This window comes from Sphingomonas sp. AC449, assembly GCF_979253475.1.
Window position 1 is genome coordinate 14,714 of record NZ_CEEDCZ010000001.1, and the last position, 14,747, is coordinate 29,460.

At 65.1% G+C, this 14,747-nt stretch carries 14 protein-coding genes; 4 read left to right on the forward strand and 10 right to left on the reverse strand.

What is annotated here, in order from left to right:
* Positions 1-6: 6 nt before the first annotated feature.
* The 8 genes from AC0CH3_RS00085 to AC0CH3_RS00120 form a co-directional block, all read right to left on the reverse strand.
* The gene (locus AC0CH3_RS00085; protein ID WP_333994750.1) at positions 7-735 is read right to left on the reverse strand and encodes a peptidylprolyl isomerase; all 729 of its coding nucleotides are present in this window, start codon (positions 733-735) and stop codon (positions 7-9) included.
* 123 nt (positions 736-858) lie between these two features.
* Positions 859-1,395 carry a pantetheine-phosphate adenylyltransferase gene (gene coaD, locus AC0CH3_RS00090; RefSeq protein WP_056016610.1) on the reverse strand — a complete coding sequence of 179 codons (537 nt, stop codon included), beginning with the start codon at positions 1,393-1,395 and terminating at the stop codon, positions 859-861.
* Between the two features lie 20 nt (positions 1,396-1,415).
* Positions 1,416-2,315, reverse strand: coding sequence for a polyprenyl synthetase family protein (locus AC0CH3_RS00095; RefSeq protein ID WP_333994749.1), 900 nt, complete (start codon positions 2,313-2,315; stop codon positions 1,416-1,418).
* A gap of 7 nt (positions 2,316-2,322) precedes the next feature.
* Complete coding sequence (locus AC0CH3_RS00100) at positions 2,323-2,562, reverse strand: exodeoxyribonuclease VII small subunit (RefSeq protein ID WP_056016604.1); 240 nt, start codon at positions 2,560-2,562, stop codon at positions 2,323-2,325.
* A gap of 99 nt (positions 2,563-2,661) precedes the next feature.
* On the reverse strand, positions 2,662-2,859 hold the full coding sequence (locus tag AC0CH3_RS00105) for a hypothetical protein (protein ID WP_056016601.1): 198 nt from the start codon (positions 2,857-2,859) through the stop codon (positions 2,662-2,664).
* Positions 2,860-2,884: 25 nt separating this feature from the next.
* Complete coding sequence (locus AC0CH3_RS00110; RefSeq protein WP_354304046.1) at positions 2,885-4,633, reverse strand: sensor domain-containing diguanylate cyclase; 1,749 nt, start codon at positions 4,631-4,633, stop codon at positions 2,885-2,887.
* A 73-nt stretch (positions 4,634-4,706) separates the two neighbouring features.
* A complete protein-coding gene (gene clpA, locus AC0CH3_RS00115; RefSeq protein ID WP_333994745.1) occupies positions 4,707-7,031 on the reverse strand; it encodes an ATP-dependent Clp protease ATP-binding subunit ClpA in 2,325 nt (774 codons plus the stop codon).
* A 143-nt stretch (positions 7,032-7,174) separates the two neighbouring features.
* Positions 7,175-7,369, reverse strand: coding sequence for a DUF1192 domain-containing protein (locus tag AC0CH3_RS00120; protein ID WP_031394982.1), 195 nt, complete (start codon positions 7,367-7,369; stop codon positions 7,175-7,177).
* Between the two features lie 73 nt (positions 7,370-7,442).
* On the opposite strand from AC0CH3_RS00120, the gene AC0CH3_RS00125 reads away from it, so the two are divergent.
* Positions 7,443-8,456, forward strand: coding sequence for an NAD(P)H-quinone oxidoreductase (locus tag AC0CH3_RS00125; RefSeq protein WP_354304049.1), 1,014 nt, complete (start codon positions 7,443-7,445; stop codon positions 8,454-8,456).
* A 145-nt stretch (positions 8,457-8,601) separates the two neighbouring features.
* Here AC0CH3_RS00125 and AC0CH3_RS00130 read toward each other — a convergent pair whose 3' ends face one another.
* Positions 8,602-8,880, reverse strand: coding sequence for a hypothetical protein (locus AC0CH3_RS00130; RefSeq protein WP_354304051.1), 279 nt, complete (start codon positions 8,878-8,880; stop codon positions 8,602-8,604).
* Positions 8,881-9,056: 176 nt separating this feature from the next.
* Between AC0CH3_RS00130 and AC0CH3_RS00135 the strand changes: the two genes are divergently transcribed.
* Both AC0CH3_RS00135 and AC0CH3_RS00140 read left to right on the forward strand, forming a co-directional pair.
* On the forward strand, positions 9,057-9,935 hold the full coding sequence (locus tag AC0CH3_RS00135; protein WP_354304053.1) for a UDP-2,3-diacylglucosamine diphosphatase: 879 nt from the start codon (positions 9,057-9,059) through the stop codon (positions 9,933-9,935).
* A 41-nt stretch (positions 9,936-9,976) separates the two neighbouring features.
* Positions 9,977-11,044 (forward strand): glycosyltransferase family 4 protein, encoded by a 1,068-nt coding sequence (locus tag AC0CH3_RS00140; RefSeq protein WP_354304055.1) that lies wholly within the window; start codon positions 9,977-9,979, stop codon positions 11,042-11,044.
* Between the two features lie 3 nt (positions 11,045-11,047).
* On the opposite strand, the gene AC0CH3_RS00145 is transcribed toward AC0CH3_RS00140, so the two are convergent.
* Positions 11,048-13,723: a PAS domain-containing protein gene (locus AC0CH3_RS00145; RefSeq protein ID WP_354304057.1), complete on the reverse strand. Its 2,676-nt coding sequence runs from the start codon at positions 13,721-13,723 to the stop codon at positions 11,048-11,050.
* Between the two features lie 279 nt (positions 13,724-14,002).
* Between AC0CH3_RS00145 and AC0CH3_RS00150 the strand changes: the two genes are divergently transcribed.
* Entirely contained in the window at positions 14,003-14,680 is a 678-nt protein-coding gene (locus AC0CH3_RS00150) for a DUF1013 domain-containing protein (RefSeq protein WP_056016582.1), read from the forward strand.
* Positions 14,681-14,747 lie beyond the last annotated feature (67 nt).

A 14,747-nucleotide genomic window follows, 5' to 3' on the forward strand; every position in this document is an offset into this window, starting at 1 on the left:
GCAATCTCACTTCTTTGAAGCCGCCTTCTTGGCGACGGGCGGCTTGCGCACCGGCGCGAGCTTGGGCTTGGCCACGCCAGGTCCGGTGGCGGTGCCCGGCAGCGTCACGGGGGCGCCCAGCGCCGGCGGCGCGACGACTGGCCCGGCGACATAGGCCGGCGGGTTGTCAGCGGCGATATAGGCATGCGTGATCCGCGACGGGTTCGCGGGCGGCTCGCCGCGCTCGATCGCGTCGACATATTGCATGCCGTCAATCACCCGACCGAAGACGGTGTATTTCTTGTCGAGGCTCAGTCGCGGCTGGAAAACGATGAAGAACTGGCTGTTCGCACTGTCTTCCTTCTCCGAGCGGGCCGCGGACACGGCACCGCGAACATGCGGGAGATAGTTGAATTCGGCCTTCACGTCGGGCAGCGGCGAGCCCCCGGTGCCGTCGCCCTTGGGATCGCCGCCCTGCGCCATGAACCCGTCGATCACGCGGTGGAACGGTAATCCGTCATAGAAATGCTGGCGGGTCAGCGTCTTGACCCGCTCGACCATCAACGGCGCGACGTCAGGACGGAGCCAGATCGTCACACGTCCGCCGGTCGACAGGTCGAGCAGCAACAGGTTCTGCGTGTCCGTCGTCAGCGGTGGCGTGGCGCGACCGGCAACATTGGGATCGATGATCTGGGCTGTCGCAGGAACCGTCAACAGGGACCCGAGAACCGCAAGCATACCGGCGAAAAAGCGCATCAAATCCCTACTCGCATTGGCTGGACGAACGACGTCGAAGCAGCCCCGAACTCTCAAGCGGCCGCTTAGAGCAAATCCTCGCTTGCGCCAAACTGAACATCACGCCGAACGCAGGCGATCGGTTCAACTTCCCTTGCGACCGATCAGCGTCACGCGGTCGACGACCTCGTGGCTGACCGTGGCGGGGACGAACTTGCCGATATCCCCGCCGAACAGCGCGATTTCCTTGACCAGCTTGCTCGCGATCGGCTGAAGCGCGACGTCGGCCATCAGGAACACCGTCTCGACGCGCGGATTGATCTGCTGGTTCATGCCCGCCATCTGATATTCATATTCGAAGTCCGCGACCGCGCGCAGCCCCCGCACGATCACGCGCGCACCCTCACGCTCGGCGAAGTCCATCAGCAGCGAATCGAACGCGACCACCTCGACGTCGCCGTCCACACCCGCGACCTCGCGCCGGACCATCGCCAGCCGCTCGTCGATCGTGAACATCGGCGATTTCGACGCGTTCGTGGTCACGCCCACGACCAGCCGGTCAACGAGCTTCGCGCCGCGCCGGATGATATCCATATGGCCGAGCGTGATCGGGTCGAACGTGCCGGGATACACACCGATCCGCGCGCCTTTGACCCGCTGCGGTTCTGGACTTGCGGTCATGATCGGATCCCCGGAAATGGTCAGCGGTCGCGTTCGAGGACGAAGCGCGCGATATCGCGCAACAGGTCGGCTTCCTGCCCATAGGCATGAAGATGCGCAATCGCCTGGTCGACGAGCATGTGCGCCTGTTCGCGCGCACGGTCTGCACCGAGCAGCGACAAGAAGGTTTCCTTGCCCGCGCCTTCGTCCTTGCGCAGCTTCTTGCCTGCTACCGCCTCGTCGCCCTCGGCGTCGAGCAGGTCGTCGGCAATCTGGAACGCAAGACCCAGATCATGCGCATAGCCCCGCAGCCCGACACGCCCCTCGGGCGGGAGCTTGCCAAGGATCGCGCCTGCCTCGACGGATGCGGAAATCAGTGCGCCGGTCTTCATCTGCTGAAGCCTGGTGACCGTGTTCAGGTCGAACCGGTTGCTGTCCGCCTCGAGGTCCATCATCTGCCCGCCCGCCATTCCGGCGGGGCCCGCCGCCTTGGCGAGGTCGAGGACGAGATCGGCACGGACGAACGGATCGGGATGCGTCGCGGGGTCCGCGAGTATCTCGAATGCGAGCGCATGGAGGCAATCGCCGGCGAGGATCGCGCAGGCCTCGCTGAACGCCTTGTGCACCGTCGGCTTGCCGCGGCGCATGTCGTCATTGTCCATCGCCGGCAGGTCGTCGTGGATCAGCGAATAGACGTGGATCGCCTCAAGCGCGGTCGCGACGCGCGCGGCACTATCCTTGTCGACCCCGAACAGGTTGGCGGTGGCAAAGACCAGCAACGGACGGAGGCGCTTTCCGCCACCGATCGCGGCATGACGCATCGCGCGGTACAGGTCGGCACGCGGATCGCCGGGCACCGCAAGCAGCGTATCGAATCGCGCGTCGATCTCTGCCGAAACGTCGGCAAGGGCATCGGCGAGCGACGATGGCATGGCGCTCATGGTCGCCTCAACCAGCGACAAAGGGGCGCACCCCTGCCGGATTGCCTTCGCCGTCGAGCCGGATCGCCTCGATCCGCGCCTGCGCTGCGTCGAGGCGATCCGCGCACCGCTGGCGCAGCTTGTTGCCACGCTCGTAAAGTTCGATCGCGTGCTGGAGCGGCGTGTCGCCGCTCTCGAGCTGCGCGACGATCTTCTCGAGCTCTTTCAGTGCCTCTTCGAACGAGAGGTCTTCGGTCGGCGTGTCCATGGCGTCGCTATGGGGCAGGGGCGCGACGGGGGTCAAGGATGCGTGATGCAAGAAGCCGTTCCCCGGCGAAACCGCGGCGCCTGCCAATCCGCGCACCGCTCAATGCAGTCGGTCGACGGTCCAGGTGTAGAGTATCGAGACGCCGACCAGGCCAAGATCGACCGCGGCCTGCATGCGCCGTGGCGCAGGATCGGACCGATCATGCGTGATCAGCCGGAAGTCTGCGGTCGGATGGCGTAGTGCCACCACCGCGAGGCTCACTCCGATGACTGTAAGCGCGAGCTTTCGATTTCGCATGATCTTCCCCCGGCAGGACCGTGACCTATGGTGCCGATCTTGACAAGACTTCATTCCAGGATTGCCGGTCCGGCATGGGTCCATGGTCGATCGCGTGGCGCGCACGGTCCCGTCCTGCCGCCTTTGCGGCAAAAAGCGCGCGATCCGCCTCACGGTACAGCAGTTTCCAGTCCGTCTCGCGCAGCAACGGGCCGGTACAGCATCCTATGCTTGCGGTGACCTGCACGTCGTACGGCATCGGTTCGCGGCGAATCCGCTCGAGGATCGCGTTGGGCGGCACCGACGTCGCCGCGTCCCCCACGATGGCGAATTCCTCGCCGCCGACCCGCGCGACCAGCGTTTCCGGGGGAAGCGCGGACCGCAGCGCGCGGGCAAACACCCGAAGCACTTCGTCGCCGCCGTCATGGCCGATGGTTTCGTTGACACGCTTGAAATGGTCGATGTCCACGATGAGCAGGACCTGCTCCCCCGTCCGGCCGATCGCGCGCGACAGGAATGCACGCCGGTTGAGCAGCCCGGTCAGCGGATCGGTGTCGGCGAGCAGCCGGGCCTCGATTTCCTTCTCTCGGGCGGCATCGCGTTCGCGGCTCAGCAGCAGGATACGGTAGGCGATTGCGATGCTCGAGAGCAGCGCTTCAACCGCCATCGCAAGGATCGTGGAATTGTCGAGCCACAGCCGCCAGCCGATTAGCCCGAAACTGTTGGCGACGCGCAGCCCCGCCATGACGATCGGTGCCCCCCACGCCAAGGCGAACAGCCACAGATAGTTGCTGCGCACCCGCCACGCGCGCCACAGAATGACGGGGATGAGGAGCATCAAGGCGAGGTAGCCAAGCGACATGGCCGTATCGGCAGTCCGCAAAGCCACCGGCGCGGCAAGCCCCCACACCACCGCCAGGCTCATCAGCGCGACCATGACGGCATTGCTGACTTTCCGCGGCCAGCCGGCAAAGACAGCCCGTTCGAAGAACGTCCGCGCGAACATGAGCGCCGCGGTCGCCGAGGATGCTAGCAACAGGACGCTGAATTTCTGACGATCGTTGTTGTCGAGGCCAGGGAAGACGTGCGCAATGGCGCCCGAGGAGGTGGCGGCGTAGGCCAGGAGACAGAGCACGAGAAGACAATAGGCCGGCTGATACGCCTGGCGTAACGCGCCCCAGAGCGCGAGATTGTAGACGATCAACGCGATCGCCATCCCGGCGAATGCCCCGTACAACGCGGCACGAAGGGTCTGCGTTCTCGCGCCTTCAGAATCGTCGACGATCGACGGGCCCAATATCACGCCACGGAAATTGGCCGAGCCTTCGACATGCCACAGCAACTGGATCGGTGGCGATCGACGCGGCGGCAGGCGCTGGCTGAACACCGCACCGAGCTTGAGCACCTGTGAGGCCGTACGAGAGGAGAAGCTGCTCTGCCGGACGACGCCATCGGCATAGCGGACGTACAGCGTGATGCGCGACATCCAGACGCTGCCGTAGCGTATATTCGTCCCGCGCGAACCGAGGTCGGGGAGGCGTTGCGCCAGAACCCAGAAATCCCCCGAGCCAAACCGGGCTTGTGACGTGCGGCAATCGAATTGCCCGGTATTCTCAAAAAGCCTGGCCGCAGTCATGCCGGCTTTGGCAGGCAATATGCACGTCGCGAGTGGCGTCCCCGGCAGCGCCGCCGCGGGCCGCGACACGCACAGGCCGATCATCACGATCAGCGCGGCGATGACCGCTCGCAGGGAAGCCCGGGTTTGCATGCGGCGGCTATAGGCCGCGTTAGCCAATTAACCGTAAACGCCGGGGCGTCGGAACAGAAAAACCGGCGACGCTATCGCGCCGCCGGCTTCTGCACCTTCGTCAGTCTTCCTTGACCGCGACGGCCTCGGGCTTGCCCTTCTTCTTGGGCTTCTTGGGGGCCGCGCTCTCGATGGCGAACGACAGTGCGCCGTCCTTCATCTTGACCGTGACCTCGCCGCCATGGACGAGCTTGCCGAACAGCAGCTCTTCGGCGAGCGGCTGCTTGATCTTCTCCTGGATGAGGCGGCCCATCGGACGCGCGCCATACAGCTTGTCATAGCCCTTCTCGGTCAGCCATGCCTTCGACTCGTCGTCCAGCTGGATATGGACGCCGCGGTCCGCCAGCTGCAGTTCGAGCTGCAGGATGAACTTGTCGACGACGCGCGCAACCACGGTCGTCGGCAGGTAGCCGAACGGCACCACCGCATCGAGACGGTTGCGGAACTCGGGCGTGAACATCTTCTGCACCGCCTGCTCGTCCTCGCCCTCACGCGTGAGGTTGCCGAAGCCGACCGTCTCGCGCGCCATGTCGCTTGCGCCCGCATTGGTCGTCATGATCAGGATGACGTTGCGGAAATCGACCGACTTGCCGTGCTGGTCGGTCAGACGCCCGTTATCCATGACCTGCAACAGGATGTTGAACAGGTCGGGATGCGCCTTCTCGATCTCGTCGAGCAGCAGCACGCAATGCGGGTTCTGGTCGACCGCATCGGTCAGCAGACCGCCCTGGTCGAACCCGACATAGCCCGGGGGCGCACCGATCAGACGGCTGACCGAATGCCGCTCCATATATTCGGACATGTCGAACCGCTGGAGCGGAATGCCCAGGATCGTCGAGAGCTGCTTGGCGACTTCGGTCTTGCCAACACCCGTCGGGCCGGTGAACAGATAGTTGCCGATCGGCTTCTCGGGCTCGCGCAGGCCTGCCCGCGCCAGCTTGATCGCCGAGCTCAGCTTCTCGATCGCCGCATTCTGCCCGAACACCACGCGCTTCAGATCCGTCTCGAGCGTGGCGAGCGCCAGCTTGTCGTCGGTCGACACCGACTTTGGCGGGATCCGCGCCATGGTCGCGATGACCATCTCGATCTCCTTGGGGGTGATCGTCTTCTTGCGCTTGTTCGGGGCCACCAGCATCTGCATCGCGCCGACCTCGTCGATCACGTCGATCGCCTTGTCGGGCAGCTTGCGGTCGTTGATGTAGCGCGCGCTGAGCTCCACCGCCGACTTGATCGCGTCGGGGGTGTATTTGACGTTGTGGTGGTCTTCGAACGCCGAGCGCAGACCCGCCAGGATCTTGATCGTGTCCTCGATCGTCGGCTCGTTCACGTCGATCTTCTGGAAGCGCCGCAGCAACGCGCGGTCCTTCTCGAAGTGGTTGCGGAACTCCTTGTACGTGGTCGAGCCAATGCACCGGATCGTGCCGCCGCTGAGCGCGGGCTTGAGCAGGTTCGACGCATCCATCGCGCCGCCGCTCGTCGCGCCGGCACCGATCACTGTGTGGATCTCGTCGATGAACAGCACTGCGTCGGGCAGCTTCTCGAGCTCGTTGACGACCGCCTTCAGCCGCTCCTCGAAGTCGCCGCGATACCGCGTGCCGGCGAGCAACGCGCCCATGTCGAGCGAGTAGATGATCGCGGGCAGCAGCACGTCGGGGACGTCGCCCTCGACGATCTTGCGCGCCAGGCCTTCCGCGATCGCGGTCTTGCCGACGCCGGGATCGCCGACATAGAGCGGATTGTTCTTCGACCGGCGGCACAGGATCTGGATCGTGCGATCCACCTCCGGTCCGCGCCCGATCAGGGGATCGACCTTGCCCGCCTTGGCCTTCTCGTTGAGGTCGACCGTGAATTGCTTGAGCGCGCTTTCCGTCTTGCCCTTCTCCTGTCCCTTGGCCGGCTTCTCGTCGTCGGCACCCTTTGGCGTCGAGGCTTCGGTCGGCTGCTGGCCGCCCTTGCCGACGCCGTGGCTGATGAAGCTGACCGCGTCGAGCCGGCTCATGTCCTGCTGCTGCAGGAAATACACCGCATAGCTCTCGCGCTCGCTGAACAAGGCGACGAGCACGTTGGCACCCGTCACTTCGTCGCGGCCCGAGGACTGGACGTGGAGGATCGCGCGCTGGACGACGCGCTGGAACCCGCTGGTCGGCGAGGGATCGGTCGCGGCATCGACCTTCAGCGCATCGAGCTCGGTATCGAGATAATGCGCGACCGTGGTCTTCAGCTCGCCAAGGTCGACATTGCAGGCGCCCATGACCTTCGACGCATGCTCGTCGTCGATCAGCGCGAGCAGCAGATGCTCGAGCGTCGCATATTCGTGGCGCCGGGACGACGCGGCCTCGAGCGCCTTGTGCAGCGTGGTCTCGAGGGCGGGTGCAAATGATGGCATTTACATTACTCCTGTCGGGCCGCGAAACCGCAGGCCCTTTGCCACTATGTCGGAACTGTAATCGATCGCATCAAGCACTTGACCCAGCCGCCCTGCGTTCCTTTGCCGCCCGAAAGCGGACCGCCGAGACGTGGCCGCGGGGTTCACCGTCTAAATAGGTCGTCGGCGCTGGCGCGATGGCTGATCGCCCGATCTTTTTTCAGCTGACAGCGCGCGATCTCGCCCTGCAGCACCGTGATACGGGCATCGAGTTCGGCGACCGACAGCGAATCGATATCCTGACGTACCAGAGCGTCGAGAAAGTCGTCGGGACGGGAAGGGGCGTCATCCGGATCCATCGTGCGTACAACGTTGACCCGCACCGGTGTGATGTCAATAAGGCACGGGAATCTAAAGGGGCGTGTCGATCTGATGCCATCACTAGCCAACACCGTGCCTGACGTCATGAAGGCGATCGACCCGAAGGAGCCCGGCGGCCCCGACGTGCTGATCCTGTGCGATCGTCCCGTCCCGCGTCCGGGCCGGGACGAGGTGCTGATCAAGGTGTCTGCCGCAGGCGTCAACCGCCCCGAGGTCATGCAGCGGCAGGGCAAGTATCCGCCGCCGCCCGGAGCCCCTTCGATCCTCGGCATGGAGATTGCCGGGACGATCGTCGCGGTCGGCGAGGGCGTGGGGCAGGAGCAGATCGGCCAGCCCGTCTGCGCGCTGATCAGCGGCGGGGCCTATGCCGAATACGCAGTTGCGCCATTCGGGCAGTGCCTTCCGGTTCCGGTCGCGCTGTCTATGGTCGAAGCGGCGGCGATCCCCGAGACGCTCTTCACGGTCTGGACCAACCTGTTCGAGCGCGGCTATGCAACCGAAGGCGACACCGTCCTCGTCCATGGCGGCACGAGCGGAATCGGCACGATGGCGATCGCGCTGTGCAACGTGTTCGGCATCGACATCATCGTGACCGCGGGATCCAAGGCAAAATGCGAAGCGGCGCTGAGCGTCGGCGCGACGCACGCGATCGACTACAAGTCCGAGGATTTCGTCGAGCGCGTCGCTGAGATCACGAACGGCAAAGGCGTCGCGGTCGTGCTCGACATGGTTGGCGGCGAGTATGTCCCGCGCAACCTCAAATGTCTGGCCGACGACGGCCGTCACGTGTCGATCGCGGTTCAGGCGGGGGCGACCGCGACGGTACCGCTGTTCGAGATCATGCGCCGCCGCCTGACGCTGACGGGATCGACGCTGCGCCCACGCGACACCGCCTTCAAATGCCTGGTCGCGGACGAACTGGCGCGCACCGTTTGGCCCCATGTCGAGGCGGGTCAGGTAAAGCCTGTGATCGACCGCGTCTTTCCCTTTGCGGAGGCGCCCGCCGCGCATGCCCGGATGGAAGCGGGCGACCATGTCGGCAAGATCGTTTTGACGATGGAATGATCGTGCCACGGCGGGGGCATAGCTCACCGTCGCCCTGAAGAGGTCAGGGTGACGGTGAGGCAAACCTCGCGCCTGCTGTTCGAGCGCGGCGCGTCGGTGCGGTTATCGCCCGGCCCCCGACGCCGCCGGCCCCCGCACCATAAGATTAGTTGCTGTCGGAATCGTCGCTGCCGCCCGTCGCGAGCAGCACGCCGACCACGAGCGCGGCAAGGATCCCGATGCTCACATAAGTCGCGGTCGGGCCCTCGGCGAGGCTGTTCTTTCCGGTCGTGACCGTGCCGGCGCGCGCGGGTGCGGATCGCGCGGGTGCGGATTTGGTGACGGACAGCGATGCGGCGCGATTGGCGGCCGATGCGGTCGCGGGTGCTGCCATCAAGGTGACGGCGGCGGCTGTGGCGGCGATGGTCTTGAAGCGGAACGTCACGGTGTTTCTCCCTTTGGAAGCGGCCATAGTTCAGCTTGGCAGGGATTCGTCAATGCGTTTGCCGGCCGGCCCGCAGAACCCGGCCGACTGACATCGAACGGTCACCGGACTGCGGCGATGGTGTCACAATAGCCGGCTAATCCAGCGGATAAGGAACAGTTTAGCGGGGCATGCCCATGGACGCCGTCACGTTTCCGATCGCCGAGATCACCGACATCGCAGACTTCATCCATTCGCGCCCCGCGCAACCCGAGCCGGTGGTCGAACGGCGGCAATACAGGACGATCTGGATCTCCGACGTCCATCTCGGCACGCGTGGCTGCAATGCGGCGATGCTCAACGACTTCCTCGATCATGTCGACAGCGAGATGCTGTATCTCGTCGGCGACATGATCGACGGCTGGCGTCTGAAAAAGAAATTCTACTGGCCGGACGCGCACAACGACGTGCTCTGGCGTCTGCTCAAGCGCGCCAAGCGCGGGACGCGCGTCATCTACATTCCAGGCAATCACGACGAGGTGTTCCGCCAATATTCCGGGCTCGACTTCGGCGGCATCGCGATCCGCCGCAAGGCGATCCACGAGACCGCCGACGGCCGCCGCCTGCTCGTGCTGCACGGCGACGAGTTCGATGCGATCACGCTCGCGCACCGCTGGGTCGCGCATATCGGCGACGCCGCCTACACGATGCTGATGGGGCTGAACCGCTGGGTCAACGCCGCGCGCCGGCGGCTGGGCATGCCCTATTGGTCCTTGTCGAAGCATGCCAAGGCCAAGGTCAAGAACGCGGTCGCGTTCATCTCGCACTTCGAGGAGGTCGTCGCGCACGCGGCGGGCGTTCGCGGGGTGGAAGGCGTCGTCTGCGGCCATATCCACACCGCCGAGATGCGCGAGATAGCCGGCATCGCGTATTACAATGACGGTGATTGGGTCGAAGGATGCACCGCGCTGGTCGAGCATTTCGACGGCCGGATGGAACTGCTCCACTGGGCGGACGAGATCGCCGCCCGCCACCGCGATACCGCGAACGCGTCGTCGCTCGCGATTGCCGCCTGACCTCACATGCTTCCCTTCGGGGATCGTCACGGAGAATATCGATGCGCATCGCAATCGTCACGGACGCGTGGAGCCCGCAGGTCAACGGTGTGGTCCGCACGCTGCACGCGGTAAAGCGTGAACTCGAATCGATCGGGCACGATGTCCTGATCATTTCCCCCGAAGCGTTCGTCTCGATGCCGTGCCCGACCTATCCCGAGATCAGGCTCGCCCTGGCACGGTCGGAGGTCGTCGGACGCATGATCGAGGCGTTCGGCACCGAGGCGATCCACCTAGCGACCGAGGGGCCCGTATGCCTTGCCGCACGCAGCTGGTGTATGGCGAACGCCCTGCCGTTCACCAGCGCCTATCACACGCAATTTCCGGATTATGTCGCTGCACGGACCGGCGCGAATCCCGACTGGATCTGGCGGTATATCTGCTGGTTCCATCGTCCTGCGCAGTCGATCCTCGTCTCGACGCCCTCCGTCGCAAACATCCTGCGCGCGCGCGGGCTCGACCGGGTACGGCAATGGGGCAGGGGGGTGGACTTCGCGCAGTTCGGGCTGGACGGCGCGCGCGATCCGTCGATCACGGCGTTAGCGGGGCCGATCCTCCTGTATGTCGGGCGCATCGCGGTGGAGAAGAACATCGAGGCGTTCCTGGCATCGCCGCATCCCGGAACGAAGGTCGTCGTCGGTGCGGGCCCCGCGCGCGCGGCACTGGCCCGCCGTTTTCCGGACGCGGTCTTTCTGGGGCCGCGGTCGGGACATGAGCTCGCGGCGGCATATCGCAGCGCCGACGTCCTCGTCTTCCCCAGTCGCACGGATACGTTCGGCCTGGTGATGATCGAGGCGCTTGCATGCGGAACCCCCGTCGCGGCCTATCCCGTGACCGGGCCGATCGACGTGCTCGATCCCCGCGTCGGCGCGATGGACGACACGCTCGAGCTCGCCATCGCGCGGGCGCTGACCTGTGATCCACGGGCGTGTGCGGCGTATGCGGCGCGGTTCAACTGGCCAACAAGCGCGCGGCAGTTCGTGCACGCGCTGGTACCCTTCGCCCGGCACGGGGCGGAGGTCGATCACGACGTCTATCTCGCGTCGCATATCGGCCAGATCGCCGCGTAGCGTTCAGCCCATCGCCTTGCGCAACAGCCGCGAAAGCTGTTCGACGGAATAGGGCTTGTGCAGCAGCTCGAAGCCGTGGGTCCCGTTCTGCGCGAGGACATTGCTGTATCCCGACGTCAGCACGACCGGCAATTCGGGATGCGCCGCGCGGATCGCCTTGGCGAGGTCGATGCCGTTCATGCCAGGCATCACGACATCGGAGAACACGATGTCGAACCGCTTCGCATCCTTGCCAAGTTCGGCAAGCGCCTCCTGCGCGTCCGCCGCCCACACCGTGACATAGCCCAGCTCGGACAGGGACTGGGTCGTGAACGTGCCGACCTCGCGATTGTCCTCGACGACGAGGACGCACGTGCCGTGGCCGTCCGCGAGCGCCTCGGTGGAATCGTCGGCATCGGGGATGCGTTGCTCATCGGCCTGCGGCAGATAGAGCGTGAAACACGCGCCGTGGCCGACATCGCTTTCGACGGTGATGTCTCCCCCCGATTGCTTGGCAAAACCGAAGACCTGGCTGAGCCCCAGCCCCGTGCCCTCGCCGACGCCCTTGGTCGTGAAGAACGGCTCGAAGATCCGGTCGAGCTGGTCGGGCTGGATCCCGCTTCCGCTATCGGTGATCGAGATCGCGACGAAACGACCCTGCACCGCGGGATGCGCCCGGACTGCGGGAATACACGCCGCCGTTCTGACGGCGATGTCGATGCGCCCGGCACCGTTCATCGCGTCGCGCGCGTTGACCGCCATGTTGATCAACGCGGTATCGAGCTGGCTGGGGTCGACATTGGTCAGGCACGGGACATCAGGAACGTCCACGCTGATGACGATGCGCGATCCGGTGAGCGTTCCGAGCATGTCGGAAATGACGGTCAGGCTCTGCCCGACGTCGATGACCTCCGGCTGAAGCGCCTGTCGCCGAGCGAACGCCAGCAATTGCCCCGTCAGCTTCGCGGCACGATCGGCGGTGTCGGATATCGCATCGATATACCGCACACGACGCTCGGCGCTCAGTTCGGGGCGCTTGAGCAGGTCGGTTGCGGACCGGATCACCGTCAGCAGGTTGTTGAAGTCGTGCGCGACCCCGCCGGTCAGCTGGCCAACTGCCTCCATCTTCTGCGACTGGCGAAGCGCGTCCTCAGCTTGCTGCAACTCGCCGGTACGCGCGGCGACTTGCTGCTCGAGCGATGCCGCCAGTGCGGCCAACCGCTGCTCGGCGCGGCGCCGCTCGACCGCGATCCGGGTCCGCTCGGCCGCTTCACGGACGAATGCGACCTCATTGGCGTGCCAGCGTCGTTCCGTCGCGCCGGCTAGGTAGAAGATTGCGACGAGCTCGCCGGATTCGGTCAACGGTATGTTGATCAGCGATCGGGCGCTGATCGCCTCAAGCGCAGGCGCCGTCGCCTGGCTGCGGGGATCGACGCGCACGTCGTTGATATGGACTTCCTGACCGCGTTTCAGGTCGTCGATATACCATCCGAAATCGCGGAACTGGAACTCACCGGACAGCGCGTCGATACCGGGCATGTGCCAGTCATGCTCGATGGCGATCGTTTCTGTCTGCGGATCGATACTGCCATAGCCGGCATGGCTCGCCCCCAGCGTACGGCCGATGATCTGGGCCGCAGCGAACGATATGTCGTCGGGCTGCTCGACGTCGCGAAAGACATCCGCAAGCTCGGTGAGGGCGTCGCGGCGGATGTCGCTCATGCGCTGGTCGGTGATGTCCATCGACACCCCGGCAATCCGCATCGCGATCCCCTGGGCATTGAAGAAGGGCTGCCCGCGCGAAGCGATCCACCGCATCTCGCCATCCGGACGAAAGACGCGGTAGACGACGTCATAATCGGTTCCCTCCGCGACGCAGCGGTCCAGCTCGGCGATGCTGTTGGCCCGGTCGTCGGGATGAATGGCCTCCAGCCGATCGTCATAGGTGAAGGGTTCGTCGACGGGGCGCCCGAACAGCTCCTTGCACGTTTCCGACGGGGTCAGCTGCCTGCTGGCGATTTCGAGGCTCCACGTGCCGAACCGCGCCGCCTTGAGCGTGAACGAAAGCTCGCGCTCATGCTCCTCCTGCGTTCGCAGACGGTCGGTCAGCTCGGCCATCAGCGATGCGTTGCTCGCCTCCAGACCGTGCAGCCGCTCGCGTTCCAGCGTGACATCGACCTGGCTCGCGAAGAAATAGGCGAGGATTCCCTCGGTGTCATAGACCGGCGCTAGCAGCAGCCGGTTCCAGAACGGATCGCCATTCTTGCGATGGTTGCGGATGTCGATCTCGATCGGTTGCACAGACTCAACCGCATCGCGAATGCGACGGACGGTAGCAGGGTCGGTTTCGGGCCCCTGCAGAAACCGGCAGTTCCGTCCGAGGATCTCCTCGCGCGTATAGCCGCTCAAGCGACAAAACGCGCCGTTGGCGAAGACGACCGGGTTGTCGGGCAGCCGTGGGTTCGTGATGATCATCGGCATTCGCGTGGCGCGGACCGCGGCCACGAACGGGTCGGTACCCGTGTCCTGCCCGACCAGCTGCGCTGCGATGCGCTCGGCGTCGGCGGTATGCGGGATCGCGTCCGGCGCGGCTATTATGTCCGGGCGAACGGCAGCGGCATCCGTTCCCGCCAACGCTTCGTCGGCATGGCTCGGACTGCCCGGCAAAGTTTCCGCAGGTGGCACGCGCGTATCGTTCAACGGCCGCTTTCTCGTTCGTTTCGCTAAGCCCCTCATACGTAGGGAAATAGCGAAGGCCTCGCAACGTGCAGATACGCCTGAAAACGGCTCATGACGGGGCGGGACAGGCCGGCGTCGGTGGCGCGGGACCGGCGAACCTCTTTGTAACGATTTGCAGGTAGCGAGATGGCAGGTGTTTCGCTTGCGCGCTTGCCTGTTAGCCGCGTGCGCACTAAGTCGTGTCTCATGTCAGGCCGCTCCGAAAGGGGCGGCCCTTTGTATTTTTACGGAGTTCTCGCCGTGGCCCAGCCGCTCATGCCTCATGCGACCGCCGCCTGGATGGTCGATAATACCGCGCTCAGCTTCGAGCAGATCGCGGATTTTTGCGGTCTGCACATCCTTGAGATCCAGGCGATCGCCGATGACACGACCTCGACCAAGCTGACCGGTCGCGATCCCGTGCGTGCGCATGAGGTGACGCAGGAGGAGATCGACAAGGGCGCGGCCGATCCCGACTATCAGCTCAAGATGATCAAGGGCCCCGATCAGGTCCGTCGTACCAAGGGCCCGCGCTACACCCCGGTGTCGAAGCGGCAGGACAAGCCCGATGGCATCGCCTGGATCATCCGCAATCACCCGGAGATCACCGATGGCGCGATCTCGCTGCTGATCGGGACCACGCGGACGACGATCGCGGCGATCCGGGATCGTAGCCACTGGAACATCGCGAACATCACGCCAAAGGATCCGGTCACGCTCGGGCTGACGTCGCAGCGTGAGCTCGATGCCGCAGTCGCCAAGGCTGCCAAGGCGGCCGGGATGGAAGCGCCGACCGACACGCGTCTCGAAGGCGACCGCGAGGCGCTGCTCGAGCAGCTCCGCAACGAGCGTACCCAGGCTGCGGCCGACGCGCAGTTCGTTGCCGAAGGCGGCGTACTCCCGGTCAAGCCGCTGTTCGACGATCCGTTCAAGCGCTGAATTGATAGACGCGCATGCCCGCGTCATCCCAATGCGGCAGGCGCGAGGCGCCGTTGATGAGCGGGTG